Raw genomic sequence first — 26,699 nt, forward strand, 5'->3', positions numbered from 1 at the left:
TGAGCGAACAGGGGACGCAGACGCGCCACGCAACCGCATGGCGGACGGATGATTCCGTATGACGGACATCGGCCCTACCCTGCGGTGGCATGACCGATACGCAATCGAAGATCGCGGTGGTGACCGGCGCGGGTTCCGGGATCGGCCGGGCCGTCGCCCTCGAACTGCTGCGCACCGGCTGGTCGGTGGCGCTGGCGGGCCGGCGCGCCGGGACGCTCCGGGAGACGGCGGCGCTCGCGGCCGGGGCGCCCTCGCTCGTCGTGCCCACCGACGTCTCCCGGCCCGAGGAGGTGGCGGCGCTGTTCGCGGCGACCGTGGACCGCTTCGGCCGGGTGGACCTGCTGTTCAACAACGCGGGCACGTTCGGGCCGGGCGGGGTCCCGGTCGAGGACCTGCCCTACGACGCCTGGCGGCACGTGGTGGACACCAACCTCAACGGGGCGTTCCTGTGCGCGCAGACGGCGTACCGGACGATGAAGGAGCAGGATCCGCGCGGCGGCCGGATCATCAACAACGGCTCGATCTCGGCGCACACGCCCCGCCCCCACTCGGTCGCCTACACCGCGACCAAGCACGCGCTGACCGGCCTCACCAAGTCCCTTTCCCTGGACGGGCGTCCGTACCGGATCGCGGTCGGGCAGATCGACATCGGCAACGCGGCCACCGACATGACGCGGCGGATGCGGTCCGGCGTGCTCCAGGCGAACGGGGAGACGGCGCCCGAGCCGATGATGGACGTGGCCGATGTGGCGCGCACCGTACGGCACATGGCGGAGTTGCCGCTGGAGGCGAACGTGCAGTTCGCGACGGTGCTGGCGACGGGGATGCCGTACATCGGGCGGGGCTGACGATCCGGCCGGACGGAATGTGAACGTCCGCGGTATTGCGGCCGGTCGAGGCTCCGTGGTCCACTCTTCTCCACGAAAGCTCCACAGTTGGGGCCGTGGCTTCCAGGACCACACCGAGGGGGGAGGCGGCGGCCGTTCCACCACACCCGGGATGGAACGGCCGCCGTACCGTTCAGCGCCGGTGCCGGCCGGACGGCTCCGTGGGGGCCGGGGGCTCCTCGGGGCCCGCGTCCGCCTGGTGCGGCACCCGCGGCGTACCGGCCGCCGCGGCCGCCCCGCGGGCCGCGAGCGCCTGCCGGCGGCGCCGTACCAGGAAGCCGCCCGCGACGGCCAGCAGCGCCGCGGTGCCCGCCGCGCCCTCCACCAGGCGCCCGGTGGAAGGGCCCTTGGCCGGTGCGCCCGACGCCCCGGCCGCCGCCTGTCCGCCCGCGTGCCCGGGCGCCGGGGTGGCTGCCGCGCCGCCCTCGCTGAGCGGCTTGACCAGGGTGCCCACCGGCTGGACCGAACCGCCGTGGGTGAAGCCCCAGTCGAGCAGGGCGGCGGTCTGCTCGTAGACGGCGTTGCTGCCGGTGGCCGGGTGCATGACCGTGACCAGCAGGGTGCGCCCGCCGCGGGTGGCGGCGCCGGTGAAGGTGTTGCCGGCGTGGCTGGTGTAACCGTTCTTCACGCCGATCAGGCCGTCGTACGTCTTCAGCCCCCACGCGCCGGTCAGCAGGCGGTCGGTGTTCTGGATCTGGAAGGTCTTCTTGCCGCCCGCCGGGAAGTCCGCTACGCGCGTGCCGCAGTAGCCCCGGAAGTCGGGGTCCTGCAACCCGTGCCGGGCGAACAGCGTGAGGTCGTACGCCGAGGACAGCTGGCCCGGGTGGTCGAAGCCGTCGGGGCTGACCACATGGGTGTCGAGGGCCTGGAGGTCCCGCGCCTTGGCCTGCATCTCGGCGACGGTCTTCGCGATGCCGCCGTTCATGTGCGACAGGACGTGCACGGCGTCGTTGCCGGAGCGCAGGAACACGCCCTGCCACAACTGCTCGACGGTGTAGGTGATGCCGGCCTTGATGCCGACGAGGCTGGAGCCGGCCGGGACGTCCGCGATGTCGGAGTCCTTGACGGTGTACTTCTCGGTCCGGTCGAACTTCTTCAGCACGGTGTCCGCGAACAGCATCTTCAGCGTGGACGCGGGCGCGAGGCGCTGGTGGGCGTTGAAGGAGGCGAGCACCTCGCCCGTCGTACCGTCGGCGAGAAGCCATGCGCGGGCCGTGAGCGACTTCGGGAGCGCGGGGGCGCCGTTCGTCTGGACCCCGCGCCGGGCCAGCCGGGCGCCGCCGACGGCGGTGGGTTCGGCGAAGGCCGGGGCGGCCGCGGACAGGGGGAGGGCGGCGGCCGTCAGCCCGAGGACGGCACGCCGACTGAGCCGGGAGGATTCGCGCACCCCGGGACGGTACACCGCGCCGAGCAGCGGATTCCGCACCATCGGGGGGTGACCGGCAGGGAATTTGCCACGTTATGAAAATCTGACCGGATAACGTGAGCTGCGTGACGTGAGCGACCTCACGCCTGGCCGGTCTCGAACCGCGCGATCCGCCCCTCCTCGTCCACGGTGAAGCTCCACCGGGTGCGCATCTCGCCCCACGCGTCGTTGCGGTAGCGGGCCACCAGCGAACGGCCGTCCCGGCCCTCGCCCTCGACGTCCAGGTGGCCGTTGGACGAGAAGATCTCCCGGTCGATCCAGTCGTCGAGATCGCGGTCGGAACCGTCGTCGGACATGGTGGCGTCCGGCGCGAGCAGGGCCAGGAAGCCGTCGCGATCATGGGCGTTGACGGCGTTGACGAAGGCCCGGACGGCCGGATCGCTGAGTTTGGCCGGCGAAATGGTCATGGCGCCAGGCTCACACCGCCGCCCGGCCGCCGCCACCGGAGCGGGCGGCGGGACGGCCCGATGGTGTGACCGCCGTGACGGTGGTAACACGGGGAGGGGCCTTGTACCGCACATTCCGTTGGGGAGTCACCGTGACCTGTTACGACCGGCGTGATCTGGGCCTGCTGCTGCTCCGGCTGGGGACCGGCGGGGTACTGGCGGCGCACGGCGCGCAGAAACTGTTCGGCTGGTTCGGCGGACACGGGCTGGAGGGCACCGGCCAGTTCATGGAGTCCGTCGGCTACTCCCCCGGCAAGGCCAGCGCGACGGCCGCGGGCCTCGCGGAGGCGGGCGGCGGCGCGCTGCTCGCCCTGGGCCTGGGCACGCCGGGGGCGGGCGCGGCGGCCGCGGGCGCGATGGCCGGCGCGGCGGCGGTGCACGCGCCCAACGGCTTCTTCGCCCAGGAGGGCGGCTACGAGCACGCGGCCACCCTGGGCCTGGCCGCCGCCGGCCTCGCCGTCACCGGCCCGGGCCGGCTCTCCCTCGACCACGCCCTCGGCCACCTCCTCGACCGCGGCTGGATGGTCCCCGCCGCCCTCGCGGCCGCGGCGGCGGGCACGGCCCTGGTGGTGGGAGCCCGCACCAGGCGGGTGCGGGCGAAGGCGGCGGGGGAACAGGAGGCCCTGTTCGAGGAGGAGAGCGTCAAGGAGGACTAGGGTCTCTCGTTCGGATCAGGCCGGGTTCGCGGGGCCCGGCCGCCGGATCAGGCCGGATCGGCTGCGGGGGGAGGCGGCGTGCCGCCGGGGCGTGGCACCCTGCGGGGCATGACCGACCAGCTTCCCGCCCCGGCCCCGCTCTGGCCCACCGTCGACGAACTGTTCTCCCGCCTGGAGGCCACCCGGGTCCACTCCGGCCAGGAGGGCCTGCTGCTGCGCATCCTCAAGCTGTCCGAGGAGGTCGGCGAGGTCGCGCAGGCGGTGATCGGGGCCACCGGGCAGAACCCCCGCAAGGGCTTCTCCCACACCTGGGACGACGTCCAGGCGGAGCTGTGCGACGTGGCCATCACCGCCCTGATGGCCCTGCGCACCCTGACCCCCGACGCCCCGGAGGTGTTCGAACGGCATCTGGCGGGCGTGCGGGACCGGCCGCAGCAGCCGCCGGCGTAGCGCCGACAGGTCAGGTCAGCGGCACGCCCGCGCCTTCCAGCCGGCGGCGCTCGTCGGGTGTGAACGTCGGCCCGTTCGTCAGCGGCCGCCGGGGCCCGAGGGCCGCCGCGAGGAGCACGTCCGGACGGACCAGGACGGCGGGCGGGGCCTGGAGGGTGAGCACCTCGGTGAGGGCCGTGGCGACGCGGAAGCTGCCGATCGCGGTGTACGACAGCCGGCTCACGTAGCGGTGCAGGAGCCGGTCGCCGAGGTTCGGCCGCTTGCCCTCGGTGGTGGGGTAGTGCACGTCCTGCCCGACGGCGAGGGACCAGGCGACGTCGACGGGCCGGGCGATGGCGCGCTGGGCCCGCCGGGCCAGTCCGTCCGTGAGTCCGCCGGCCGTCAACCGCCGCAGCGCGAGGGCGCCTTGGGCCGCCACCGACATGCCCTGCCCGTAGATCGGGTTGAACGCGGCCACCGAGTCGCCCAGCGCGATCAGCCCCTCGGGCCAGTTCCCGAGACGCTCGTAGTAGTGGCGCCGGTTGGTCGTGGTGTGGGTGACGGTGACGTCGGTGAGCGGTTCGGCGCGGGCCAGCAGTTCGGCGACCAGGGGGTGGCGCAGACCGCGCGCGTACGCCTCGAACGCGTCGGCGTCGGCGGTGGGCTGGGCGCCCGGTGGTCCGTAGAAGCTCACGTGCCAGCGGTCGCCCTCGATGGGCACGATGGTTCCCGCGCCGCCTGGACGCCGCGGGTCGGCCAGCACGTTGACCACCGGCCAGCCGTCGGTGGCGACCGGGGCGCGGTAGATCCTGCTGGCGTACGCCAGTCCGGACTCGATGCGGTCCTCGGCGAGCCCGGTGACGCCGAGTTCCGCCAGCCAGCGCGGGGTGCGGGAGGAGCGGCCCGAGGCGTCGACGACGAGGTCCGCGGCGAGTTCGGTCTCGGTGCCGTCGGCGGCGCGCAGCCGCACCCCGGTGACCCGTCCGCGCCCGCCGAGCAGTCCGACGACCCGGCAGTGCGCGCGCACCCCGACCCGGGGGTCGGCGAGCACCTGCCGGCGCACCACGTGGTCGGTCAGATCGCGGCCGGCGGCGATCAGGTACTGGGTGTTCCTGCGCCAGCGCCGGTACCAGCCCTCGGCCGAGAGGTAGACCATGTTGGTCGTCATGGGCACCCGGTTGGCGCCCGCCGCCACCAGTTGCCCGACGGTGCCGGGCAGCAGGGCCTCGATGGCGTCCGCGCCGCCGGACAGCAGGGGATGGACGTGCGCGGCCTGCGGGACACCGGTGCGGGGCTCGGGCCCGGCGGGCAGCTCGTGCGCCTCGATGATCTCGACGGCGTCGACGGCGTCCTTGACGGCGGCCGCGGCGAGCATGCCGGCGAGACTGCCTCCGATGACGACGGCGCGGGTGGGCTGCGGACGGGGCTCAGTCACGGTGGCTGCTTTCTGCCTGGGCGGCGCGGGAGCGCTCACGGAGGGCGGACAGGACGGGCGAGGACAGGGCCCGGGACAGGGGGATCAGATCACGCGGGTGCCGGGGCGGTGGGGCCGCGGCCCGCCCGGGGTCGGCTCCCGCCCGGAACCGCCGGGTGCGGGCCACGACGACCATGGCCGCCTGCGCCGTGGCCTCGGCGGTGTCCGCGTCGTCGCCGCGATCGAGGGCGGCGCGCAGCGCCCGCTCGCGCACGGCGGGGTCGTAGTGCGGGGCCAGCGCGAGGAGCGCGTCGTAGATGCTGGTCCTGCGGCGGGTGAGCCGTACCGCGGGGGATGACCACCAGGGCAGGGAGGTGCGGACCGCGCCGGGCGTGGGCACGTCCCGCAGTTCCTCCCACAGGGGCGTCAGCCGGCGCAACTGCCGTAGCGAGCGCACCGCCTGGGCGAGCGGCGGCCCGGCGAGGGGCACCGCGAAGCCGCAGACCACGAACGCGGCGGAGGGGGCGGCGGTCTGCGGGGCCACCTGGTCGATGAGGAAGTCCCACCGGTGCCCGGCCCAACGGCCGCCGATCGCCACGAGCTTGACGACGTCGTAGCACACGTGCAGCAGGTAGCCGGGCGCCAGGATGCGCAGTCCGGCCCGCAGCGAGCCGTGGACCTGCTTGGACCAGCGCCAGCACAGGACACTGGTGGCCATCGTGCCCACGCCCTGGGCCACGAGGTAGGTCAGGATCATCTCGCGGATGAACGGGGTGCTCGCGTAGTACCCGTCGAACAGGGTGAGTTGCTCCACCGGGGCACGCCCGGCCCAGAACAGGACGTTGATGGCGACGACGACCAGGCTGTAGACGAGGACGCACACCCGCGAGGCGCGCCGGGTCCGTTCGGCGGGCGCCGGACGCCAGTTGATGATCAGCAGCAGGCTGGCGCCGCCGAAGACGGCCAGCGCCGAATACGCCATCGGCGCGGCGAAGTTGGGCACCCCGGTGACCCGGTTGATCTCGGCGATCGAGTCCGGCGCGGCGAAGAAGAAGACCAGCGCGCCGTCGAAGAGCAGCAGGACCACGGAGCCGAGCAGCAGGTCGCGGCGGTGGCGCAGCAGCGCGGGCACCTTCAGCAGACAGATCAGCAGCAGCAGCGCGCCGCAGAGGTAGAAGACGGTGTTGTCGGGTCCGTGGCTCACGGCGGCGGGGGCTCCTCGGGCAGCTCGGTCGTGTCCGGGGTCAGGAGCCGCGGATGCGGTGGACCAGCGACACCCGGATACGGCCCTCCAGCCGTTCGGGGTCGGCGAGCGACCGCGCCTCGGCCAGCGCCTCGCGCACTCCGGTGGCGAACCGGTAGCCGAAGAACTCGGCCTCCTCCTCCTGGCGGACGACGGCCGGGTCGTCGGCCCGCAGGGCGATGTGGAAGCCGAGGTCCATCCGTTCCTCGGGAGTCCCGGCCGAACCGTCGGCACAGATGCCCGCGACCAGTTCGCGCAGGGCGTCCGGCAGCGCGTCGCCGAGCGCGCGGGAGGCGGCCGGGCCGTGTGCCGTCGGGGAGCCGCAGTGCCCCTCGAACATGTGCCAGACCTCGTGCCCGATGATGACCAACTGGTGGTCGAGGTCGGTGTTCCGCTCGTACGCGATCACGTCCTGGCCGGCGCGGTCGATCCACAGCCCGCTGGCGAGCTCGGGCGGAAACGCCACGGCGTGCAGCCGCACGGGCCTCCCCCGTACCTGCGCGACGGCCCTGCCGACGGCGGGCAGGAGGGTGTCGTCGCTGTCGGGCACGTCGAGCGCGGCGAACAACCGTGAACCGAGCCTGCGCATCGCCCTGGTCCCGGAGCTCACCGCGCTCCCCGGGAACGACGGAAGAGGCCTCCCCTCCCCCGGCCCCGCGGCGCCATCGGAAGAGACGGGACGGACTCCACCGGCGTACTCCCAGAATGCGCAACGACTTCGGCTGACGTGCGCAGGGCACCCTACCGGAGGCGTTGCACGGGCTCAACGGCGGTTTGTGGACAGGGGGTTCTTGGCGGGTGGAGAGACGGCTGACCGGCCCGCGGGCACGCATGATGCATCTCAGTCCTCGGAAAAGGCCCAGAAGACCCCGACTTCGGAGTCGGAGACGACGACGAGACCGCAGTCCGTGGTGAACTCGGACAGGCAGTTCCACTCGGTGTCAGGGTTCGTCAGATCGGCGTTCGGATCGTCCCGGGCCTCGACCGCGTTCGTATAGTGATCAGCCTTGTCGCCGAACCGGGAAAGAATCTCCCCGGCGCATTCGAAGAGCCGGTCCTTGCGCATGGCGAAGTCCGGGATGTTGGCCGACTGGTAGAACTCCCCTTGCAGTGCCACCAGTAGTTGCGTGGCGGATTCCCTGCCCACGGGGTGCAGGAGCCTGTCGAATTCATCGAGGCGGAGATCGGCGAACGGCTTCTCCTCGGCCCTCGCCGCACCGCTGGTCGGCGGGGTGGAAACCAGGGTGTTCCACGTACGCGGATCCTCGACCCCGAGCGTCATGACCGCCTGGACATCGCGGCGCCAGTCCTCGTGGGCTCGGGGCCCTGCCGCCGCGAAGGCGAAGGTCCCCCCGAACAGTTCCAGCAGACCGGCCTGCCAGGAAGCGGAATCGAGCACACTGTCCCCCTTGTCAGATCAGTCCCAGCATCGCGAGGTCGGAGGCGTATTTCTCGATCAGAGCGGCGGTCACGTGCGGGATGTCTCCGTCAGCTCCGAGACCGGCGGCCCGCACGGCCGCGCGGAACCGTTCGGCCGGGACGGAAGCCCCGGGAAGGGGTTCGGCCGGCTCCGCGTAGGCGTGGAGCAGGGGCAACAGCGAGTACTGCTTCTGCCTCTCCGGTAGCGCCCGCATCGCCGTTTCGAAGCGAGCGAGCCAGGTGGTGTAGTCGTCCATGCGACGGATCCGCCGGCCCGCCGCGATGAGCCAGTCGACGCAGGTGTCGAGCGAGACGCCGTCTTCATGCGAGTTCAGAACGTTGTAGGTGCGGTATCCCTCGGTCTCCAGGCCCAGCGTTGTGATGGCCTCGGCCGTGAAGTCGACAGGCAGCCCGTCGAAGTGGGCAGGCCCCCCGGCGCGGTAGAACGAACGCGGTGCCATGCCCGTCACGATCAGGCTCAGCAGCAGGCGCGTGAACATGTCGGGCACGTTCAGCTGCCCGGGGTAGCGGCTGTGCGCGAGGATCAGGTCCGAGCGGAACGTGGTCACGGGCAGGCTCACCGCGTCGTGCGCCTCGCGAAGCAGGACCTCGCCGGCCCACTTGCTGGTGCCGTAGCCGTTCGCGTAGGTGTCGTCGAGTGCACGGGAAGGGATCGTCTCGCGGATGTCCGACACCTCGTCGCCTGCCGCACCCTGGGCCGCGACCACGGCGAAGGTCGAGAGGTAGCTGATCGGCTTGAGCCGTGAGGTGATCGCCAGCCGGATCAGCTCCGCCGTGCCCACCACGTTGGGGCCGAAGAGCTGGTCGTAGGGCAGCACGTGGTTGACCATGGCGCCCGGGTGCACGATGAGGTCGACGGTGTCGGCGAGCAGTTGCCAGTCGGACTCCCGGAGGCCCAGCGCGGGCGCCGCGAGGTCACCGGGCAGTACCTCCAGGTGATCGGCGGCCAGCTCCCGGAAGTGTTGCAGGAGTTTGGCATCTCCCTCGCCGAATGCCCTTTCCAGCCGCGCCCGGGCCGCCTCGGTGCTGCTCCCGCGCACCAGGCACACGAGTTTGCCTCCCGTCTCGGCGAGACGTTCAAGCCATTCGAGGCAGAGGAACCGGCCGAGGTAGCCGTTCGCACCGGTCAGCAGGACCGTGCGAACGGTCCCGGTCGGACGAGGCAGCTTCTTCGCCGCGGCGAGCGCCTGTGCGTCGATGAACTTGTCGAGGGTGAGATCGGCCGCATGAACGACGGTGCTGCCCGCGCCGTGCACGGTGGAGAACGTGGGACGGTTCGTCTCCGCGCGCAAAGCCTGCTCGATGTGGCGCGAGATCGCCCGGAGGTCACTCGCTGGGCCGATGAGCACGGGCACGGGAACCTCGACGTCGAAGGTGTCACTCAACAGCTTCGAGAAGGACACCGCCGACAACGAGTCGCCGCCGAGGTCGGTGAAGCGGGCGTCGGGTCCCAGGCCGGCCGAAGACATACCCAACAGCATCTCCGCGGCCCGTGTCACCGTCTCGACCACGGGCTGCTCACGGGCGATCCGCCGCAACTGCCGCCGTTCGCCGCCTTCGCGGTCGGTGATCTCCGCGTACAGGGATTCCAGCCGATCGCCGTAGTGGCGCTTCAGCGCGGGCCGCTGCAACTTCTTGACACCGGTGAGCAGACCGTTGTCGGTGGTGAACGGCTCGGTCTCGATGAGGAAGTCGCGTGGGACCTCGTAGGAGTTCAGCTCCGCCTCGTTCGCCACCTGCTGCAGCGACTCGCGCAGCCGCCGCCGCAGCCGCGCGTCCTCGACGCCCGTGCTCGCCAGCACCTCCGGTGCCGGCACGATCACCGCCAGCAGGTAGGAGCGCTCGCTGCTGCCGTAGACGTAGATCTGCCGGATCGAGGGTGCCGATGTGTACAGCGCCTCCAGCCGGGACACCGCCACGAATTCGCCCTGCGCGAGCTTGAGCACGTTCTTCCGCCGGTCCACGTAGGCCAGTTCGTCCGGCCCCAGCTCCGCCATGATGTCGCCGGTGCGGTAGAAGCCTTCCTGGTCGAACGCCTCGGCCGTGGCGTCCGGCCTCCGGTAGTACCCGGCCACAAGGGTGTCGGCCCTGATGAGGAGTTCGCCGCGGGGCTGGGGGTAATCGGTGGAGAAGTAGCCCAGCTCCGGAACGTCGACGATCTTGTACGCGGACACCCGCTCCCGCCAGATCCTGCCGTCGATCAGCACGATGCCGCCTGTTTCGGTGGCGCCGTAGCCGTCGTGCATCGGTACGCCCAGCATGGACTCCATGAAGGCGGTCAAGTCCGTTGAGAGAGGAGCGGACCCGCAGCCGGCCCACAGGATCCGCCCACCGAGGATCTTCTCCCGCAGGTCCGCCTTCACCTCGTCCTCCAGGCCGGTGTGATGACCGGACTCCGTGATCCTCCGGTCGAGTTCACCGCGGTACTGCTGGATCAGCATGTCGCAGATGCGTGGCACCACCGCGAGCTCGCTCGGCCGCACCAGAGAGAAGTCCTCCATGAGTGTCGACAGGTCGCTCTTGGCCGCGAAGTAGGCGGTCCCGCCGGCGCCCAGGGTGCTCAGCAGCACGCCCTGCCCGGTGACGTGACTCATCGGCAGGTAGGTGAGTCCGACAACGGGGTGGTCCCTGCCCGGCATGAATGCGGAGCACAGCTTTTTCACCAACCCATCGGTGTACATCGCGCCTTTGGGGGTTCCGGTGCTGCCGGAGGTGTAGAGCAGCAGCGACAGCGGATCGGGATCGGCGGGATCCACCGTGGCGGCAGGAACCGGCGGAAGAAGCGAGCCACGGCCGAGAACCGCGGGCAGGACGTCGAGCGTGATGTCACGATCGGTCGCCGAGAGCCGCGTTCGCGCGGCTTCGACACTGTCGCGGTGGAGGTCGAGGTCGTCGAGGTAGTCGAAGACGATCAGCCTGCGCACCGACTGGCTCTCGATGGCGAGATCAAGGGCCGTGCCGAGGTTCTCCGTACTGACGGCGAGCAGCCGGGCACCGGTCTCGTCGAGAACAGGCCGCAGAACACGGGTACCGGCCGCTGCCTGCAACGGAACCGACAACGCACCGAGCCTGACGCAGGCCAACTGGGCCGTGACGTAGTCACTGCTCACGAAGCCCAGAGTGGCGACGGCATCGCCCCTGCGCACGGGCGAGTGAGCGTCGTGCCACCACTCGGTCGCCACAGCGCTCACTCGCGCCCGGAGCTCACCGTAGGTGATCGTGTCGAAGCGGGGAAGCAGCCGCGATTCCGTCCTGCCGGTCACCTGATCGGTGAAGATCTCGGTGGCGCGCTCACCGAGCGCGGGCCGGTCGGCATAGCCGCTCATGAGGATGTCCATGGTCTCGGCCAGGGACAGGTCCTCCCGGAAGGCAGCCGCGCGGACTTCCTGCCGTGGCATCGCGTCACGGATCTGAGGGTCGCTTCGGCATAAGTCCGCCATCCGCTGCTCGTACTGGTCGTGAACGCCGTCCGGCTGTGGACCGGTCATCCGTGCCGCCTCCTCGAACGTGTGCGGTCGACGGTGAGCCGACCCGGAAATTAGTGCTGAGCCGACCCGCGGACCGGGCCGGACCACTACCAGTCGATCCCGGCCGGCAGGAACGGCTCGTCCTCGGGAGCCTCCTTGCGTGCTCTCAGGGCCCGTTCGGCGGCAGCGCCGGCGGGCACGCGCAGCGGAGGGTCAGGTCGCTCGATCGTGTCGGCCACCACGGCGGCCACCTCCTCGGCGGTGATGACCTCGCCGCGCAGAGCGCCCAGCTGCCGGAGCAGCGGCGCGTAGGGATCGTCCTGGGCGAAGAACGCGCCGGCCTGCTCGGCACCGTCCGTGGCCACCGCGCCCGGCTGTACGATGCTCACCTGGACGCCGAAGTGGCCCGTCTCGATGGCCAGAGTCTCCGCGAGTGCCTCCAGGGCCCACTTGCTGGCGCCGTACGGTCCGATGATCGGTAGCACCAGCCGTCCCTGGATGCTGGAAACGAAGACGAGGCGGCCGGACCCGCGTTTCCGCATCCCCGGCAGCACCCCCTGCGTAACGCGCAGCGCGCCGATGGTGTTGAGCTGGTAGAGACGTTCGACCTCGGCGAGGGGGACGCTTTCCAGCGGTGCTCGCACGGTCGCGCCGGCGTTGCTGACCAGCACGTCGACCCTTCCGGCAGCTCTGAGTGCCTGGTCGACGCTGTCCTGGTCGGTGACGTCGAGGCGCAGCCGCTGGTGCACGGGGAGGCCGGCCAGGGTTTCCGGCCGGCGGGCTGTGGCGATCACCCGGTGGCCGCGATGTGCCAGTTCGATCGCGGTGGCTTTGCCTATTCCTCTGGACGCGCCGGTGATGAGCACGGACGACATGGTGTGTCTCACCGTCCGGGTGCCGGGGCGAAGTAGGGGCCGCTGGTGTCGAAGTCGCGCTTGCACTCGATGACGAACTGTTCGACAGACAGGGGTACGCGGCCGCCGAGCCGCTCGACGTTGTCGTTCGTGCCGGCGAAAACGCCGTGCTGGTAGTCGACGGCGACGTTGCGGAAGTGCTGGATGCGGTGCGCGGGCATCCGGCGTTCCTCCATGGCCGCCGCGAACTCCTCGATGCTGATCGGCTCGTAGTGCACGGGGATGCCGAGCGTCGCGGACATGGCCCGGGCGATGTCGTGGTGGTTCATCTCGACCGGGCCGTGCAGGGTGTAGACGGCGCGGTCGTGCGGCTCGGGGTCCAACAGCAGGGCGGCGATCACACGGGACTGGTCGGCCGCGGCGACCGGGGCGTGGCGGCCGTCGCCGAACGGGAGCCGGAGATACCCCTCGTCGCCCCGCCGCTCCCACCACAGCGTGAGCCACTCGGCGAAAAACGTCGGTCGGATGTGCGCGGTGAGCAGATCGGTTCTGTCCAGCAGCCGCTCGCACACCCAGTGCTGCCTGGCGGCGTCGCTGCCCGCGTCGCGGCGGGCGGAGATCTGCGACATGTTGACAACGGAGTGCACGCCCGCCTCGCTCGCCGCTTGGGCGAAGTAGGCGGTCGCCTCGACCAGCCCGGGGAGGATCGGGTGGCAGAAGTAGGCGCCGGTGACACCCTGTACGGCCGCTGTCACGGCGCCCAGGTCGTGCAGGTCCGCCACGGCGATCTCGGCGCCGGCCTCGGCCAGGGCACGGGAGCGCTCGTCCTCACGGTGCACCAGCGCCCGGACGCGGTTACCACGCTTCAGCAGCAGCCTGACTGCTCCGCTGCCGGTCTTGCCGGTCGCTCCCGTGATCAGGAACAACCTGTCGTCGTCGGTCATATGCACCCCTCCAGTGGGCGGACCGCATGGGAACCGGAACTGCGCGCGGGCAGAAGGCCGAAGCCGGCCGGGACTTCAGTTCGGTCAATGAACTACGTCCAAGCTAGCACCGGGCAGTTCAGTGAGCAAACCGCCGGAGTAGGGTGTGGACATGACTCTTCCCAGCACCTATCCGGAGCGCAATTGCTCGCTGGCGCGAGCCCTGGAGGTCATCGGGGAGCGGTGGACGCTGCTCATCGTCCGTGACGCGTTCTACGGGGTCCGCCGGTTCGGGGACTTCGCCACCCAGCTCGGGATCCCGCGCGCCGTTCTGACCAACCGGCTGAAGCTTCTGGTCCGTGAGGGCGTGCTCGCGCGGGACGACGACGGGGCCGGGGTCGTCGAGTACCGGCTGACCGACAAGGGCACCGCGCTGTGGCCGGTCGTGCGCACCATGATGGCCTGGGGTGACGCGTTCTACTCCCCGGCCGGGGTGAAGCGGGCCCTGCGCCACGACCGGGACGGGGGCCTGCTCGACGGAGAGGGCCGCTGCCAGGAATGCGGCGCGGTCGCGCCGGTCCCGGAGATCCGGATCGAACCCGGCCCCGGGTTCGATCCGTCGAAATCCCCCACCGACTCGGTGTCGGCCCTGCTCAACACCCCTCGCCGCCTTCTCGAACCGCTCGCGACGTCTGCGTCACGTCAGGCCGACGCGAGCAGCACCTGATCCGGTCCGCGATTCGACATCCGCGATTCGACATTCCCCGTCGGCCCCGCGTCCACGGCGAGGAAAACGTCTCATGCCGGCCGGGGCGGCGCGGGCCCGAGCGTCCGGCGCCGCGTGCCACGGTGAACCGTCGGGAATCGCCCGCGGTGGCCGGCCCGCGGCGAGTGGGTGCCCGGCGGAGAGGACCGCCACCCGGGCGCGCTCACTCATGGACGTGGAGCGAGAGGGCAATTCCATCCGGCACGCGCCGGATGGCCGTATTCCTTCAAGGTGTGCCCTGCCGGGGACGCGTGCTACGGTCAGTTCAGTGACTGAACCATCGGGTTCGTGGGCAGCGCCTCGCCGGCCGCCCGGTCACATCGCCGAGGGGACCTCTCATGTACACGTTCCTTGCCTCGTTCACCGTCCATCCGGATCACCGGGACGACTTCGTCGACATCGCCCTGAAGACGGGCCGCGACTCACTCGCCAACGAGCCGGGCTCGAAGGACTTCACCGTCGTCGCGGACGAAGCCGATCCGAACCTCTTCTACCTGAACGAGACCTACGCCGACGAAGCCGCTTTCCGGGCTCACACCGAAGGCCCGTACTTCACGACATTTTTCGCCGAAGCCAGTAAGTACGCCGAAGGGCCGACCTGGCTGATGAAGGGCAACATCCTCGAACAGCCCGCCTGAGCCGCAAGGCCGGCGCACACCCACCGGGGCGAACCGTTCCGCGATCTTCTCGACCTCGCCCCACGGGCGACCGCCCTCAGCCAGGCCGTTGACATTCTGAGTCCGTCAACTCAGAATCGACTCGCCAGGCTGGACCATCGGCACCCCAGCAAGATCGACGGAAATGGACGCCATGCGACGGACAGACTGGAAACGGGTGGTGGACGCGGCATCGGCCGCGGCCCTGGAGCACCTGGAATCCCTCCCCGAGCGTCCAGTACTCCCGGCGACGGCGGATCACGAGGCGATCCTGTCCCTGCTCGACCGCCCGCCGGGCCCGGCCGGCATCGACGCCGCGCAGGTCGTCGGCGAGCTGGCGAGCGACCTGCGCCCCCACATCACCGCGCAGGCCGGTGGACGCTACTTCGGCTTCGTCGTGGGTGGTCTGCATCCGGCGGCTCTCGGGGCGGAACTCCTCGTCTCGACGTGGGACCAGAACGCCCCGATGTTCGCCGCCACACCGGGAGTGGCCGTGGCCGAAGAACTCGCGGCGCGCTGGTTCGTCGATCTCGTCGGCCTGCCGCCGCAGAGCTCGGTGGGATTCGTCACCGGCGGGCAGATGGCGACCTTCACATGTCTGGCCGCGGCTCGCCACGAGCTGTTGCGAGAGGTGGGATGGGACGTCGAGGCGCGCGGCCTGCCCGGAGCGCCACCCCTGACGGTGGTGGTCAAGACCGGAGTCCATGCCACGGTGCCGCGTGCGTTGCGCCTCCTCGGCCTGGGCGAGCAGGCCCTGGTCCGCGTGGGCTGCGACGACGAGGACCGGATGCGCCCCGATCTGCTCGAAGAGGCGCTGGCCGGGATCGAGGGCCCCACGGTCGTCGTGGTGGAGAGCGGGAACGTCAACACGGGTTCCTTCGACGACTTCGAGGCCGTGGCCGACCTCGTGGACGCCCACCGCGCGGCCGGCAACCCGACCTGGGTCCACGTCGACGGAGCCATCATGCTGCTGGCCGCGGCAGCCCCTTCGATGGCCGACAAGGTCGCCGGACTCGACCGCCTGGACTCCTGGTCCACCGACGGCCACAAACTCCTCAACGTCGCCTACGACTGCGGCATCGCCATCTGCCGCAACGCCGCCGCCCACCGTGCCGCGATGAGCGTGACCGCCGCCTACCTCGAACAGGACACCGGCGCCCGCGACCCGCTCGACTGGGGTCCCGACTTCTCCCGGCGAGCCCGCGGGGTCCAGGTGTACGCCACCCTTCGGTCCCTCGGCCGTGACGGCGTGATCGAACTGGTCGAACGCACCACGAGCCTGGCGCGTCGCTTCGCCGACGCACTGCGCGCGAGCGGGTACGCGGAGATCGTCAACGACGTCGTGTCGAACCAGGTGCTCGTCCGCTGGCAGAGCCCGGACGGAGACAACGGGCGGCTGGCCGACGCGATCATGGCCGGCGTCCGCGCCGAAGGCACCGCCTTCTTCACCGGCACCACCTACCGCGGCGAACGCCTGATGCGGATCTCCGTCTCCGACTGGGCCACCGACGAGGACGACGTCGACCGTGCGGTCGAAGCCCTCCTGCGACACGCACGCCTCACCATCAGGTGACCACCTCCGGCACCCCCGCGGCCGGACCTGGTCAGGGGGCCGCTTGGTCCGGCCGTGACGTCGGCGGATACTGAGCCGGTGAACTCACCATCAGAAGCACCCCGTTCCGGTCGCCCCCTGGGCTTCGACCGCGACGAGGCGCTCGGCCGGGTCATGGCGTTGTTCTGGAAGACGGGGTTCGACCGGGTGAGCCAGCAGCAGATGGCCTCCGCGACCGGTCTGTCGACCTCAAGCCTGTACAACACCTTCGGCACGAAGATCGAGATCTACCGCGAGGCCATGGACGCGTATCTGCGGCGCATGGAGTCCATTTTCGAACCCCTCCGACACGGCACGAGAGGCAGCGAGGACGTGCTGGAGACGGTCGCCCGGCTGGAAGCCGTCCTCGACAGCGCACAGGGCAAGTTCGGCTGCATGGCCACCACGGCGATGACGGCGCCTGTCGACGCGCACGTCGCCAAGGCTACGGACCAGTACCGCGAGAATCTGCGCGCGGGATTCACCGCGGTGGCCGCGCGCGCCCGTGACCTGGGGGAAGCCGTACCGGACCCCACGACCGCCGCCAACATCATGACCGCGGCGGTGCTGGGCACCCTGACCATTGCCCGAGCCGCACCCGACAGCCCCGAACTGCGGGCACAGCTGGACGCGCTGCGCGACTTCGCGAGCAGCTGGCGCCCCCACGGACAGGAGCACCAGACGGCGTCCGCGTAGCGGGCGAAGCTCCCGGAAACCGGCAAGGCTCCCCCTGTCCGGCTTCTTCCGAAGCAACACCGCGGGTAGCGGCAGACGAGTCGCGTTGTGGGGCACGGACAGTCAGCGGAACAGGCGGAAGAACCCGCGCACCTGCTCGACCAGCGACTCCGGCTGCTCCAGCGCGGCGAAGTGGCCGCCGTGCGGCAACTCCTCGAACCAGCGCAGGTCGGTGAACCGAAGCTCGGCCTCCCGCCTCGACGGGCGGGTGATGTCGCGCGGGTAGACCGACAGCCCGGACGGCGCGGTCACCTTGTCCCGGAAGTCGGCGAAGCTCTCCCAGTACAGACGCGCCGACGACGTGGCCGACGCGGTGAACCAGTAGACCGAGATCTCGTCGAGGATCGTCCGCCGCGACAACGCGTCCTCGGGATGACCGTCGTTGTCCGTCCACGCCCAGAACTTCTCGGCGATCCAGGCCGCCTGACCGGCCGGGGAGTCGGTGAGGCCGTAGCCGAGCGTCTGCGGCCGGGTCGCCTGGATCGCCGAGTATCCCCGGCCGGTGCGCCGCATCTCCTTCTCGGCCTCGAGATTCGCCAGCTCCGCGGGAGTCGGGTCGTCGAACGTGCCCGCCGCCACGGAGCCCAGGTTCAGGTGGACGCCGGCGACCCGCTCGGGTGCCACCTCGCCCAGCGCCCCGGACACCGCCGAACCCCAGTCACCGCCTTGCGCGCCGTACCGTTCGTAACCCAGCGAGACCATCAAGGTGTCCCAGGCGCGCGCGGTGCGAGTGACGCCCCACCCGGTCGTCGACGGCTTGTCACTCCAGCCGTACCCGGGCAACGACGGCGCGACCACGTGGAACGCGTCCGCCGGGTCACCGCCGTGCGCGCGCGGGTCGGTCAGCGGGCCGAGGACCTCCAGGAATTCGAGCACCGAACCCGGCCACCCGTGCGTGAGCACGAGCGGGAACGCGTCCGGCTCCGGCGAGCGGACGTGCAGGAAGTGGATGCCCAGCCCGTCGATGGTGTCGCGGTACTGCGGGAACACGTTCAGCCGCTCGGCGAACCCGAAGTCGTAGTCCTCGGCCCAGCTGCGGCACAGCTCCTGTGCGTACGCCAGCGGCAGCCCCTGTGACCAGTCGTCCACCGGCTCGCGCTCGGGCCACCGGGTCCGTCGCAGTCGTTCACGCAGGTCCGCGATCTCGGCTTCGGTGATGCTGACCTCGAATGGCTCGGCGGACATGGCAAGGCTCCTTGCTGGTCGAGGCGTTGTCGGATCAGTTGCGGGTGGGCCGTCGGCGCGGGCTCCCACGCGTGGCACCGGGTTCGGGGCGGCGGTCGGCGGCAGGGCGCCGGGTCAGACCGAGGACGAGTCCGGACAGGGGGAGCGCCGCGAGCACGGCGAGGGCCACCGGCCCCGGCACGATGCCGGACAGACCCGCGACAGCGGCCGGACCGATCCCGCCACCCAGGGCGTTCATGAAGTCGAGCAGGCCCTGTGCGGTGTGGCGGTCGTCCGCGGCGACCAGGTCCGGCGCGAGGCTCACCAGTACGGCCTGGGCGCCGGCGAACCCGCACACGGTCAGGGCCGTGCCGAGGACGACCGGGATCGGCCAGGTCGGATGCCTTCTCAATGGCTTCCGATTCTCCCCAGATTCTCCCCAGCCCCCGTTCGATGGACGGCTCTAGCGAGGTTCTTGCAGGTCAGTGACCTAGGCGGCAGACGAGTCGGGCTGTACGCCGGGTTCTGTTCCCCGGGTCCCTCGCGGGGCCCGGGGCGACGGCCATCCATCTAGGGCCGGTGTTGCCACCGGCCTCGTGCGGTCTACCCGCGGACTCGGGCGGGCAGCCCTCGATCGTCCGCGCAGAAACACCGGGGTGTTTCCTTTTGACCTTGCTCCGGGTGGGGTTTACCTAGCTGCCCAGGTCACCCTGGGCACTGGTGGTCTCTTACACCACCGTTTCACCCTTACCGAGGACCGAGGTCCCCGGCGGTCTGCTTTCTGTGGCACTGTCCCGCGGGTCACCCCGGGTGGCCGTTAGCCACCACCCTGCCCTGTGGAGCCCGGACGTTCCTCGGGAAGCCCCCTGAGGGACTCCACGCGGCCGCCCGCCCGGCTCGTCTGCCGTGCCGACCATGGTACCGGTCCCCGCGTGGGGGCACGGACCGGCGGCCACCGCGTCCCGCGGGCCGGGCGGTCAACGGCTCGGCCGTCGCAAGGAAGTGCGCGTGGTGCGGTAGTGCGCGTGGTGCGGCTGTACGCCGACGGCCCCGGCGCGCTCGTCCAGGCCCTCACGCGGGCCTGAACAGGGGCTTCGCCCTGCCGGGGGCGGCCTGGGCCAGGCGGACCCGCAGGGGTTCGCCCAGGGGCAGGTCGGGACCCTGGATACGGCCGATGACCGCCGGGCAGGCCAGTTGGACGGTGCCGATCTCCCGGTGCTCGTCCACGTCGACCACGCAGGCGTCGAAGACCTCGCCGACCCGGTTCTTCAGGAGGGCCGCCGCCACGATGTCGATGGCCTCGTGCTCCACCGCGCCCGCGCGCTGCGCGCCGTCGGCCATCCGGTGCGGCAGGGCGTCGAGCGCGGCGAGGACCCAGTCGGGCGGGGGCCGGTCGGACACCGCGCTCAGGCAGAGTTCCAGGGCGTAGCGGTCGGCGAGGCGCCGCAGGGGGGCGGTGCAGTGGGTGTAGGGGGCGGCGACGGCGGCGTGCGTGGTGATCGCGGGCAGGGCGCCGTCGCGGAAGACCGTGTAGCCGGCGCCGCGCAGCAGGGTGGTGCACTCCTGGAGGAAGGCCGCGTGGTGCGGTTCGCGCGGGTCGAGGGCGCTGATCACGGCCGCGTACGGCACATGGTGCGGCCAGTCGATGCCGAGGGCCCGCGCGGTACGGCGCAGCCGGGCGACCGCGCCGTCCGGGGCGGCGGGCAGGGTGCGCAGGATGCCGGTGCCCAGGGCGAGCATCAGATCGGCGGCGGCCATGCCGGTGAGCAGCGAGAGCTGGGCGTTCCAGCCCTCGGCGGGCAGCGGCGCGCGGTACGACAGCGCGTAGGTGTGGTCCCGTTCGGTGATCTGCTGCTCGGGCACGGCCAGGGAGATGCCGCCGCGCTCGGCCTCCTGCCGCTCCCGGGCCCGGCCGATCTCCGCGAGCAGGGCGACCGGCTCCTCGGCGGTGCCCGCGTCGATCGCGCGCTGCACGCCCGCGTAGTCGAGCCGGGCGCGGCTGCGGACCAGGGCGCGGCGCACGTCGACGGCGATCGTCCGGCCCAGCTCGTCCAGGTCGAGCGTCCACAGCACGGCGGGCCGAATCCGGCCGGGCAGCAGGCTGGCCGCGTCCTCGCTGAGCACGACGGGGTGCAGCGGCACCCGCTCGTCGGGGAGGTACAGGGTGTTCACCCGCCGGTGCGCCTCCGCGTCCAGGGCACCGCCGGGTGCGACGAAGTGGGCGACGTCGGCGATGGCGTACCGCACCCGGTAGCCGGTGCCCTGCCGGGACAGGTGGGCGGCCTGGTCGAGGTCCGGGGAGCCGGGCGGGTCGAGGGTGAAGAACGGGACGTCCGTGGCGTCGTACGACGGCGGGGGCGGGGCCTTCGCGGCCCGCTCGGCCTCGGCCCTGGCCACCGGCGGGAAGTCCTCGGGGATGCCCAGGCCGGCGCGCAGGGCGGCGAGCGCGGCCCTCAGGGGTGCCTCGGGGGCGCCGGTCACGCGGATCTTGCGCGGGGGCATGTGTCGAGCCTAGGGCGAGGGGAGGCGGGCAGCACCCCGTACGGGGGCGGGGAGCGTCCCCGGACGGGCGCTGCCCGCGTCCGTACAAAGCGCGGAGCCGGGGCACCCCCGTCCCCGGCCGCCCCGCCGGCCCAGCCGCCCCCGGCCGCCCCCGCCGGGGAGCCCGTACGCTGGCCGCGAGCGCAAGAGAAGGAGTACGTGTTGCTGGTCCTGCTGCCGCCCTCGGAAGGTAAGGCCGACTCGGGCAAGGGCGCCCCGTTGCGGTTGGAGTCGCTGTCCCTGCCGGGGCTGACCGCCGCGCGGGAGGCCGTGCTCGGGGAGCTGGTCGCGTTGTGCGCGGGCGACGAGGAGAAGGCGCGCGAGGTGCTGGGGCTCAGCGAGGGGCTGCGCGGCGAGGTCGCCAAGAACGCGGCGCTGCGCACGGCCGGCGCCCGTCCCGCCGGGGAGATCTACACCGGTGTCCTGTACGACGCCCTCGGCCTGGCCTCCCTGGACGCGGCGGCGAAGCGGCGGGCGGCGCGCTCGCTGCTGGTGTTCTCCGGGCTGTGGGGCGCGGTGCGGGTGACCGACCGGATCCCCTCCTACCGCTGCTCGATGGGGATCAGGCTGCCCGGGCTCGGGGCGCTGGCCGGGCACTGGCGGGCGCCGATGGCCGAGGTGCTGCCGGAGGCGGCCGGGGACGGACTGGTGCTGGACCTGCGCTCGGCGGCGTACGCGGCGGCCTGGAAGCCGAAGGGCGAGGTCGCGGAGCGGACGGCGACGGTACGGGTGCTGCACGCGCCGACGCGGAAGGTGGTCAGCCACTTCAACAAGGCGACGAAGGGGCGGATCGTACGGGCGCTGCTGTCGTCCGGGGTGACGCCGGCGGACCCCGCGGAGCTGGTGGAAGCGCTGCGGGAGCTGGGGTACGCCGTGGAGGCGCAGGCGCCGGAGCGCGCCGGGAAGGCGTGGGCGCTGGACGTGCTGGTGGAGGAGGTCCACTAGGAGGCGTCCGGTAGGGGACGTCCAGTAGGAGACGTCCCCTACGGGTCGTTGCACTATGCGCAACGGTGATTGCGGGTGGTGCAGCGGCTCGGCACGATGAGGGGCATGATCTCCGTGCTGGACCTCTCGCCGGTCGTGCCCGTGGTGGTGCTGCCGGACGCCTCCGTCGCCGTACCGCTGGCCCGGGCCCTGGTGGCCGGGGGGCTGCCCGCGATCGAGGTGACGCTGCGCACCCCGGGCGCGCTGGACGCGATCCGGGCGATCGCCGACGAGGTGCCGCAGGCGGTGGTCGGCGCGGGCACGGTGATCACGGCGGAGCAGGTGGACGCCTGTGTCGCCGCCGGGGCGCGGTTCCTGGTGAGTCCGGGGTGGACGCCGTCGCTGCTGGACGCCATGCGGGCATCCGGGGTGCCGTTCCTGCCCGGGGTGTCGACCGCCTCGGAGGTGGTCGCGCTGCTGGAGCGCGGGGTGCGGGACATGAAGTTCTTCCCGGCGCGGGCGGCGGGCGGCACGGAGTATCTGAGGTCGCTGGCGGGGCCGTTGCCGCAGGCCCGGTTCTGCCCGACCGGCGGGATCGGCCCCGCGACCGCGCCGGAGTATCTGGCGCTGCCCAACGTCGGCTGTGTGGGCGGGAGTTGGATGGTGCCGGCGGATGCGGTGGCCGAGCGGGACTGGGCCCGGATCGAGGCGCTGGCGCGCGGCGCGGCCGGGCTCAGCGCAGGTGGGACGTGTCGTTGAAGAGGCGGACGCTGGCGTTGCCGTCCGCGTAGTACGCCACCGCGGACAGGGAGGCCGCCGACAGTTCCATGCGGAACAGGGACTGGGGCGGGGCGCCGAGGGCGAGACGGACGAAGGTCTTGATCGGGGTGACGTGGGTGACCAGCAGCACGGTGCGGCCCGCGTGCGCGGTGACCAGCCGGTCGCGGGTGGCCTCGATACGGGCGGCGGTCTCGGCGAAGCTCTCGCCGCCGCCGGTGGGGCGCGCTTCCGGGTCGGCGAGCCAGGTGTTCAGGTCGTCCGGGTAGCGGTCGCGGACCTCGCCGAAGGTCAGGCCCTCCCAGGCGCCGAAGTCCGTTTCCCGCAGGCCGTCCTCGATGTGGACGTCCAGGTGCAGCCGGGCGGCGACGATCTCGGCGGTCTGCCGGGTGCGGGCGAGGGGGGAGGCGAGGACGGTCTCGATGGTGCCGCGCGCGGCCAGCGCCTCGGCCGCCCGGTGGGCCTGCTCCCGGCCGATGTCCGAGAGGGGCGGGTTGGTGCCACCGCTGCCGGAGAAGCGCTTCTGCGGGGTGAGGGGGGTCTCGCCGTGCCGGAGCAGGACGAGGGTGGCGGGGGCGCCGAGGTCGGGGGCGGCGCTCCAGCCACGGGCGGCGGCACCGGGGGTACGGGCCTGCGCTTCGGTCCCGGCCGGACCCACCGGACCCACCGGACCCACCGCCCCCGACACCTCGACCCCGCCCGTGCCCGCACCCGCACCCGCACCCGCACCCACGTCAGCCGCCTCCGGCTCCCCCGCGCGTGCCTCCACGTCAGCCACCTCCAGCTCCGCCGTCGATGTCGTCGCGGACCACTGCTCGCCGCGCGCCCCCGCGTCCATCGCCTCGTTGGCCAGGCGGTCGGCGTGCTTGTTCTCGGCGCGGGGGATCCACTCGTAGGTGACCCGGTCCGCCGGGAACACCGCGCGGGCCTGCGTTGCCAGTGGCTTCATCGCCGGGTGCTTGATCTTCCAGCGGCCCGACATCTGCTCGATGACCAGCTTGGAGTCCATCCGCACGTGGACCCGCGCGGTGGGGTCCAGGGAGTGGGCGGCGCGCAGGCCGGCCAGCAGGCCCCGGTACTCGGCGACGTTGTTGGTGGCGATGCCGAGGTACTCGGCCGTCTCCAGCAGCGTCCGGCCCGTCGCCGCGTCGCGGACCACCGCGCCGTAGCCCGCGGGCCCCGGGTTGCCCCGTGACCCGCCGTCCGCCTCGACGATGAACTCCCGCACGCCGTGCGCCCCTACAGGCCCGACTCGGCCGTGCGCACCAGGATCCGGCGGCAGTTCTCGCAGCGCAGCACCGTGTCGGGCGCGGCCGCGCGGACCTCGTTCAGCTCGGTGATGGCCAGCTCCTGGCGGCAGCCCTGGCAGGTGCGCGCGTACAGCTTCGCCGCGCCGATGCCGCCCTGCTGCTCGCGCAGCTTGTCGTACAGCTTGAGCAGGTCCGCGGGGACGGAGGCCGCCACGACCTCGCGCTCCTTGGTCACCGCCGCGGCCTCGCGGTCGATCTCCTCGAACGCGGCGTCCCGGCGCCCGCTCGCGTCGTCGATCTTCGACTGGACGGAGGCGACCCGCTCGGTCAGCTCGTTCACCCGCTCCTGCGCGGACTCGCGGCGCTCCATGACCTCCAGGACCACGTCCTCCAGGTCGCCCTGCCGCTTGGCGAGCGAGGCGATCTCGTGCTGGAGGTTGGCGAGGTCCTTGGGCGAGGTGACGGCGCCGGAGTCGAGGCGCTGCTGGTCGCGGGTGGCGCGCTGACGCACCTGGTCGACGTCCTGCTCGGCCTTGGTCTGCTCGCGGGCGGTGTCGCTCTCCTCGGTCTGCGCGGCCACGAGCAGGTCGCGCAGCTGGGTGAGGTCCTTGGTCAGCGTCTCGATCTCGGCGTGCTCGGGCAGGGACCTCCGCTTGTGCGCGAGCTGCTGCAGGCGGACGTCCAGGGCCTGGACGTCGAGGAGTCGGATCTGGTCGGCGGGCGCGGCGTTCAGTTGGGGGCTCCCATTAGCTAGTGGTGACGGAGGACGCCGCGTGGGCGGTCCAGGGGTCGGTGACCGTCTTGGAGACGTGGACGCGGAGGTCCCAGCCGTGGCGGTCGGAGATCTCGTCGAGCTGGCTCGCGGCCAGTTCGCACCAGGGCCACTCGGTGGCCCAGTGCGCGGCGTCGAGCAGCGCGAGCGGACCGTGCGCGACGGCCTCGGAGGCCGGGTGGTGGCGCAGGTCGGCGGTGAGGAAGGCGTCCACCCCGGCCGCCCTGACCTGGTCGAAGAGGCTGTCGCCCGAGCCGCCGCTGACGGCGACGGTGCGGATGACGGCCTCGGGGTCGCCGGCCACCCGGATGCCCTGCGCGGTGGCGGGCAGCCGCTTCGCGGCGCGCGCGGCCAGCTCCCGCAGGGTGAGCGGGTGGTCGAGGGCGCACACCCGGCCGAGGCCCCGACGGCCGTTCGGATCGGTGGGGTCCGGGACCAGGGGGCGCACGACCCGCAGGTCGAGCGCGCCCGCGAGGGCGTCGGAGACGCCCGGGTCGGCGCTGTCGGCGTTGGTGTGGGCGACGTGCAGCGCGATGTCGTTCTTGATCAGCGTGTGGACGACCCGGCCCTTGAAGTGCGAGGCCGCGACCGTGGTCGTGCCCCGCAGATAGAGCGGGTGGTGGGTGACGAGCAGGTCGGCGCCGAGCCGCACCGCCTCGTCGACGATCTCCCGCACGGGGTCGACGGCGAACAGGACCCGGGTGACCTCCTGGTCGGGGTCGCCCACGACCGTGCCGACCGCGTCCCAGGACTCGGCCCGCTCGGCGGGCCACAGGTTCTCCAGCGCGGCGATGACTTCAGACAGACGGGGCACGGGAAAAGGCTACCTGGCTGTTCGGCGGGGCTGAACCGCATCCGCCGCTCCCGGCCCGGCGCAGCACAGTCGCCGCCGCTTCCTCAGAGGAATCGCTTTTGCGCCACCCGTATGTGTGAAGCGGCGGGCGGCCCCCCGCACGGCCGTGCGCGGAAAACTAGCTTCGTCGCCGGAGGTGACCGAAGAATGACGGTCTGTGCCATCGAATCCCGGTCCGTCGGCGAGGACGACCGCTCGCCGGGTCGCGGTTGCGTGCTCACGGCGGACGGGGCGTACGCCGCCCGGCTCGCGCGCAGCGGTGACTCCTGGTTCCCGGAGCGCTGGACGCTGGACGGCCCGGAGCCGTACGCGGTGCCGCTGCCCGGGAACCAGCCGGAGGAGCCCGGCACCGAGTTGCAGCCGCTGGGCGACGGCCGGGTCCTGATCCACCGGCGGGCGGCGCGGCGGCACCTCTTCGCGCTGCTGTACCCGACCGGTCCCGGCACCGGGGAACTGCCGCTGGGCGCAATGGAGTGCGCGGCGCCCGGCACCCGGCTCACCCTGCTGCCCCCGGTGCCGGGCGGGGCGCGGGCGTACGCCGTCTCGGTCGGCGCGCGCTCCAGCACGGTGTGGCAGGTGGCGGGCGGGTCGTTCGGTCCGGCGCGGCTCGCGGAGGTGCCGGGGCGCTGCTCGGGCGGGGTCTGGCTGGACCGCGCCGGGCGGCTGCTGGCGCTGGACCGGGAGCTGGAGGGCCGCACCAAGACGGTCGTCGTGGACCTGGAGCGGGGCGAGGTCTCGCCGCTGCTCCAGATCGCGCCGGACAGCGACGACCGGCTGCTGCTGGCCGACCTCGACAGCGGGCTGCTGCTGATCTCCTCGGACGCCCCCTCGCCGGGGCGGGAACGATTGGGCTGGGGCGTCCTCGGCTCCACCCTGCCGGTGCGCTTTCCCACGTCGCTGCGGTTGCCGGAGTGTACGGCGGTGCCGTTCGCGATCCAGCCGGGACAGGTGCTGGAGCCGGAGGGCTGCGCGGTGGCGCTGCGCATCGACGGCCCGGTGGGCACCTGGGTGGGGCTGTGGCGGCCGGCCGAGCGCCGGGTGCGGCACCTGCCCGCCCCCAAGGGCTGGTTGACCGGGGCCGGGCTGTGGACCGCGGACGGGGTGCTGCGGCTGCCGTACGCCACCCGGGAGACGCCGTGCGGGGTGGCGGAGCTGCGGATGCCCGAGCGCGAGCCGCGGGCGAAACGGCCGGCGGGCGCGGCGGCCGAGCGGCCGGGGGAAGCGGTGGAAGCGGGGCAGGCGGGGGACCCCGGGCCGGAGGGCCCGGCTCCGGACGGCGCCCTCGCCCGGACGCCCGGCGCGGTGTCCGGGCGGGCGGCGGAACCGGGCTCTTCGGAGCCGGTGGCGGCCCCCGGGGAGCCGGCTTCGCGGCGTCCGGTGCCGTTGCAGCAGGCGCCTCTGGAACGTCTTGTAACGAACTAGTGCCGGTTGGCGTGTACGCCTGGATTCGCCCTGCGGTGGGCCGGTTAAACTCGCCCGGCTGTA

Annotated in this window: 25 protein-coding genes and 1 other RNA gene; 10 read left to right on the plus strand and 16 right to left on the minus strand. The window is 72.4% G+C overall.

From position 1 onward, the window contains the following. Window positions 1-89 precede the first annotated feature (89 nt). Window positions 90-848: an SDR family oxidoreductase gene (locus ACSP97_RS11350; RefSeq protein ID WP_440557351.1), complete on the plus strand. Its 759-nt coding sequence runs from the start codon at window positions 90-92 to the stop codon at window positions 846-848. A gap of 172 nt (window positions 849-1,020) precedes the next feature. Here the strand turns inward: ACSP97_RS11350 and ACSP97_RS11355 are convergent, their stop codons facing one another. Then, window positions 1,021-2,316: a D-alanyl-D-alanine carboxypeptidase family protein gene (locus ACSP97_RS11355; RefSeq protein WP_440557352.1), complete on the minus strand. Its 1,296-nt coding sequence runs from the start codon at window positions 2,314-2,316 to the stop codon at window positions 1,021-1,023. A gap of 77 nt (window positions 2,317-2,393) precedes the next feature. Next, window positions 2,394-2,720 (minus strand): nuclear transport factor 2 family protein, encoded by a 327-nt coding sequence (locus ACSP97_RS11360; RefSeq protein ID WP_355528473.1) that lies wholly within the window; start codon window positions 2,718-2,720, stop codon window positions 2,394-2,396. A 131-nt stretch (window positions 2,721-2,851) separates the two neighbouring features. Here ACSP97_RS11360 and ACSP97_RS11365 point away from each other — a divergent pair, with 131 nt between their 5' ends. Together ACSP97_RS11365 and ACSP97_RS11370 are read left to right on the plus strand one after the other, a co-directional pair. Then, on the plus strand, window positions 2,852-3,415 hold the full coding sequence (locus ACSP97_RS11365; RefSeq protein ID WP_355528471.1) for a DoxX family membrane protein: 564 nt from the start codon (window positions 2,852-2,854) through the stop codon (window positions 3,413-3,415). Between the two features lie 108 nt (window positions 3,416-3,523). Next, window positions 3,524-3,865: a MazG-like family protein gene (locus ACSP97_RS11370; protein ID WP_355144185.1), complete on the plus strand. Its 342-nt coding sequence runs from the start codon at window positions 3,524-3,526 to the stop codon at window positions 3,863-3,865. Window positions 3,866-3,875: 10 nt separating this feature from the next. Here ACSP97_RS11370 and ACSP97_RS11375 read toward each other — a convergent pair whose 3' ends face one another. The 7 genes from ACSP97_RS11375 to ACSP97_RS11405 form a co-directional block, all read right to left on the minus strand. Continuing rightward, the gene (locus ACSP97_RS11375; RefSeq protein ID WP_440558402.1) at window positions 3,876-5,219 is read right to left on the minus strand and encodes an NAD(P)/FAD-dependent oxidoreductase; all 1,344 of its coding nucleotides are present in this window, start codon (window positions 5,217-5,219) and stop codon (window positions 3,876-3,878) included. A gap of 52 nt (window positions 5,220-5,271) precedes the next feature. Beyond that, window positions 5,272-6,462: an MAB_1171c family putative transporter gene (locus ACSP97_RS11380; protein WP_440557355.1), complete on the minus strand. Its 1,191-nt coding sequence runs from the start codon at window positions 6,460-6,462 to the stop codon at window positions 5,272-5,274. Between the two features lie 40 nt (window positions 6,463-6,502). Continuing rightward, complete coding sequence (locus tag ACSP97_RS11385) at window positions 6,503-7,111, minus strand: toxin-antitoxin system, toxin component (protein ID WP_355144191.1); 609 nt, start codon at window positions 7,109-7,111, stop codon at window positions 6,503-6,505. 231 nt (window positions 7,112-7,342) lie between these two features. Further along, window positions 7,343-7,900 (minus strand): hypothetical protein, encoded by a 558-nt coding sequence (locus tag ACSP97_RS11390; RefSeq protein ID WP_440557357.1) that lies wholly within the window; start codon window positions 7,898-7,900, stop codon window positions 7,343-7,345. 13 nt (window positions 7,901-7,913) lie between these two features. Next, entirely contained in the window at window positions 7,914-11,429 is a 3,516-nt protein-coding gene (gene car, locus ACSP97_RS11395) for a carboxylic acid reductase (RefSeq protein ID WP_440557359.1), read from the minus strand. A gap of 86 nt (window positions 11,430-11,515) precedes the next feature. After that, the gene (locus ACSP97_RS11400) at window positions 11,516-12,283 is read right to left on the minus strand and encodes an SDR family oxidoreductase (RefSeq protein ID WP_355323676.1); all 768 of its coding nucleotides are present in this window, start codon (window positions 12,281-12,283) and stop codon (window positions 11,516-11,518) included. An 8-nt stretch (window positions 12,284-12,291) separates the two neighbouring features. Continuing rightward, window positions 12,292-13,206 (minus strand): NmrA family NAD(P)-binding protein, encoded by a 915-nt coding sequence (locus tag ACSP97_RS11405; protein WP_355144195.1) that lies wholly within the window; start codon window positions 13,204-13,206, stop codon window positions 12,292-12,294. Between the two features lie 151 nt (window positions 13,207-13,357). Here ACSP97_RS11405 and ACSP97_RS11410 point away from each other — a divergent pair, with 151 nt between their 5' ends. The 4 genes from ACSP97_RS11410 (at window position 13,358) to ACSP97_RS11425 (ending at window position 16,894) form a co-directional block, all read left to right on the plus strand. Continuing rightward, window positions 13,358-13,912, plus strand: a complete 555-nt coding sequence (locus tag ACSP97_RS11410; RefSeq protein ID WP_355144197.1) for a winged helix-turn-helix transcriptional regulator — start codon at window positions 13,358-13,360, stop codon at window positions 13,910-13,912. Window positions 13,913-14,289: 377 nt separating this feature from the next. After that, window positions 14,290-14,589, plus strand: a complete 300-nt coding sequence (locus ACSP97_RS11415) for a putative quinol monooxygenase (RefSeq protein WP_440557363.1) — start codon at window positions 14,290-14,292, stop codon at window positions 14,587-14,589. A 172-nt stretch (window positions 14,590-14,761) separates the two neighbouring features. Next, window positions 14,762-16,180: a pyridoxal phosphate-dependent decarboxylase family protein gene (locus tag ACSP97_RS11420; RefSeq protein WP_358303466.1), complete on the plus strand. Its 1,419-nt coding sequence runs from the start codon at window positions 14,762-14,764 to the stop codon at window positions 16,178-16,180. A gap of 78 nt (window positions 16,181-16,258) precedes the next feature. Further along, entirely contained in the window at window positions 16,259-16,894 is a 636-nt protein-coding gene (locus tag ACSP97_RS11425) for a TetR/AcrR family transcriptional regulator (protein ID WP_355144203.1), read from the plus strand. 102 nt (window positions 16,895-16,996) lie between these two features. Here the strand turns inward: ACSP97_RS11425 and ACSP97_RS11430 are convergent, their stop codons facing one another. The 4 genes from ACSP97_RS11430 to ACSP97_RS11445 all read right to left on the minus strand — a co-directional run bounded on the left by ACSP97_RS11430 (window position 16,997) and on the right by ACSP97_RS11445 (window position 20,599). Next, window positions 16,997-18,118: an epoxide hydrolase family protein gene (locus tag ACSP97_RS11430; protein WP_355144205.1), complete on the minus strand. Its 1,122-nt coding sequence runs from the start codon at window positions 18,116-18,118 to the stop codon at window positions 16,997-16,999. A gap of 34 nt (window positions 18,119-18,152) precedes the next feature. Continuing rightward, a complete protein-coding gene (locus ACSP97_RS11435; RefSeq protein ID WP_391869967.1) occupies window positions 18,153-18,509 on the minus strand; it encodes a hypothetical protein in 357 nt (118 codons plus the stop codon). A gap of 86 nt (window positions 18,510-18,595) precedes the next feature. Beyond that, an RNA gene (rnpB, locus tag ACSP97_RS11440) (RNase P RNA component class A) lies at window positions 18,596-18,997 on the minus strand. A 171-nt stretch (window positions 18,998-19,168) separates the two neighbouring features. Then, window positions 19,169-20,599 (minus strand): RNB domain-containing ribonuclease, encoded by a 1,431-nt coding sequence (locus tag ACSP97_RS11445; protein WP_440557365.1) that lies wholly within the window; start codon window positions 20,597-20,599, stop codon window positions 19,169-19,171. Between the two features lie 201 nt (window positions 20,600-20,800). Here ACSP97_RS11445 and yaaA point away from each other — a divergent pair, with 201 nt between their 5' ends. Then, complete coding sequence (gene yaaA / locus ACSP97_RS11450; RefSeq protein WP_358271576.1) at window positions 20,801-21,583, plus strand: peroxide stress protein YaaA; 783 nt, start codon at window positions 20,801-20,803, stop codon at window positions 21,581-21,583. Window positions 21,584-21,688: 105 nt separating this feature from the next. Next, window positions 21,689-22,321 (plus strand): bifunctional 4-hydroxy-2-oxoglutarate aldolase/2-dehydro-3-deoxy-phosphogluconate aldolase, encoded by a 633-nt coding sequence (gene eda, locus ACSP97_RS11455; protein ID WP_355144211.1) that lies wholly within the window; start codon window positions 21,689-21,691, stop codon window positions 22,319-22,321. Here the strand turns inward: eda and ACSP97_RS11460 are convergent. Genes ACSP97_RS11460 through ACSP97_RS11470 form a run of 3 tightly spaced genes read right to left on the minus strand, consistent with a single transcriptional unit; the run spans window position 22,296 to window position 25,175 of the window. Then, a complete protein-coding gene (locus ACSP97_RS11460) occupies window positions 22,296-23,567 on the minus strand; it encodes a bifunctional RNase H/acid phosphatase (protein ID WP_440557367.1) in 1,272 nt (423 codons plus the stop codon). The genes eda and ACSP97_RS11460 overlap by 26 nt on opposite strands. A gap of 11 nt (window positions 23,568-23,578) precedes the next feature. After that, window positions 23,579-24,322, minus strand: coding sequence for a zinc ribbon domain-containing protein (locus tag ACSP97_RS11465; protein ID WP_355145070.1), 744 nt, complete (start codon window positions 24,320-24,322; stop codon window positions 23,579-23,581). A 13-nt stretch (window positions 24,323-24,335) separates the two neighbouring features. Continuing rightward, window positions 24,336-25,175 (minus strand): Nif3-like dinuclear metal center hexameric protein, encoded by an 840-nt coding sequence (locus ACSP97_RS11470; protein WP_355528451.1) that lies wholly within the window; start codon window positions 25,173-25,175, stop codon window positions 24,336-24,338. 186 nt (window positions 25,176-25,361) lie between these two features. Between ACSP97_RS11470 and ACSP97_RS11475 the strand changes: the two genes are divergently transcribed. After that, window positions 25,362-26,636, plus strand: a complete 1,275-nt coding sequence (locus ACSP97_RS11475; RefSeq protein WP_440557368.1) for a hypothetical protein — start codon at window positions 25,362-25,364, stop codon at window positions 26,634-26,636. Window positions 26,637-26,699: the final 63 nt, after the last annotated feature.

The sequence above is a fragment of the Streptomyces sp. SCPE 10 genome (assembly GCF_051980735.1).
Classification (GTDB): Bacteria; Actinomycetota; Actinomycetes; order Streptomycetales; family Streptomycetaceae; genus Streptomyces; species Streptomyces misionensis.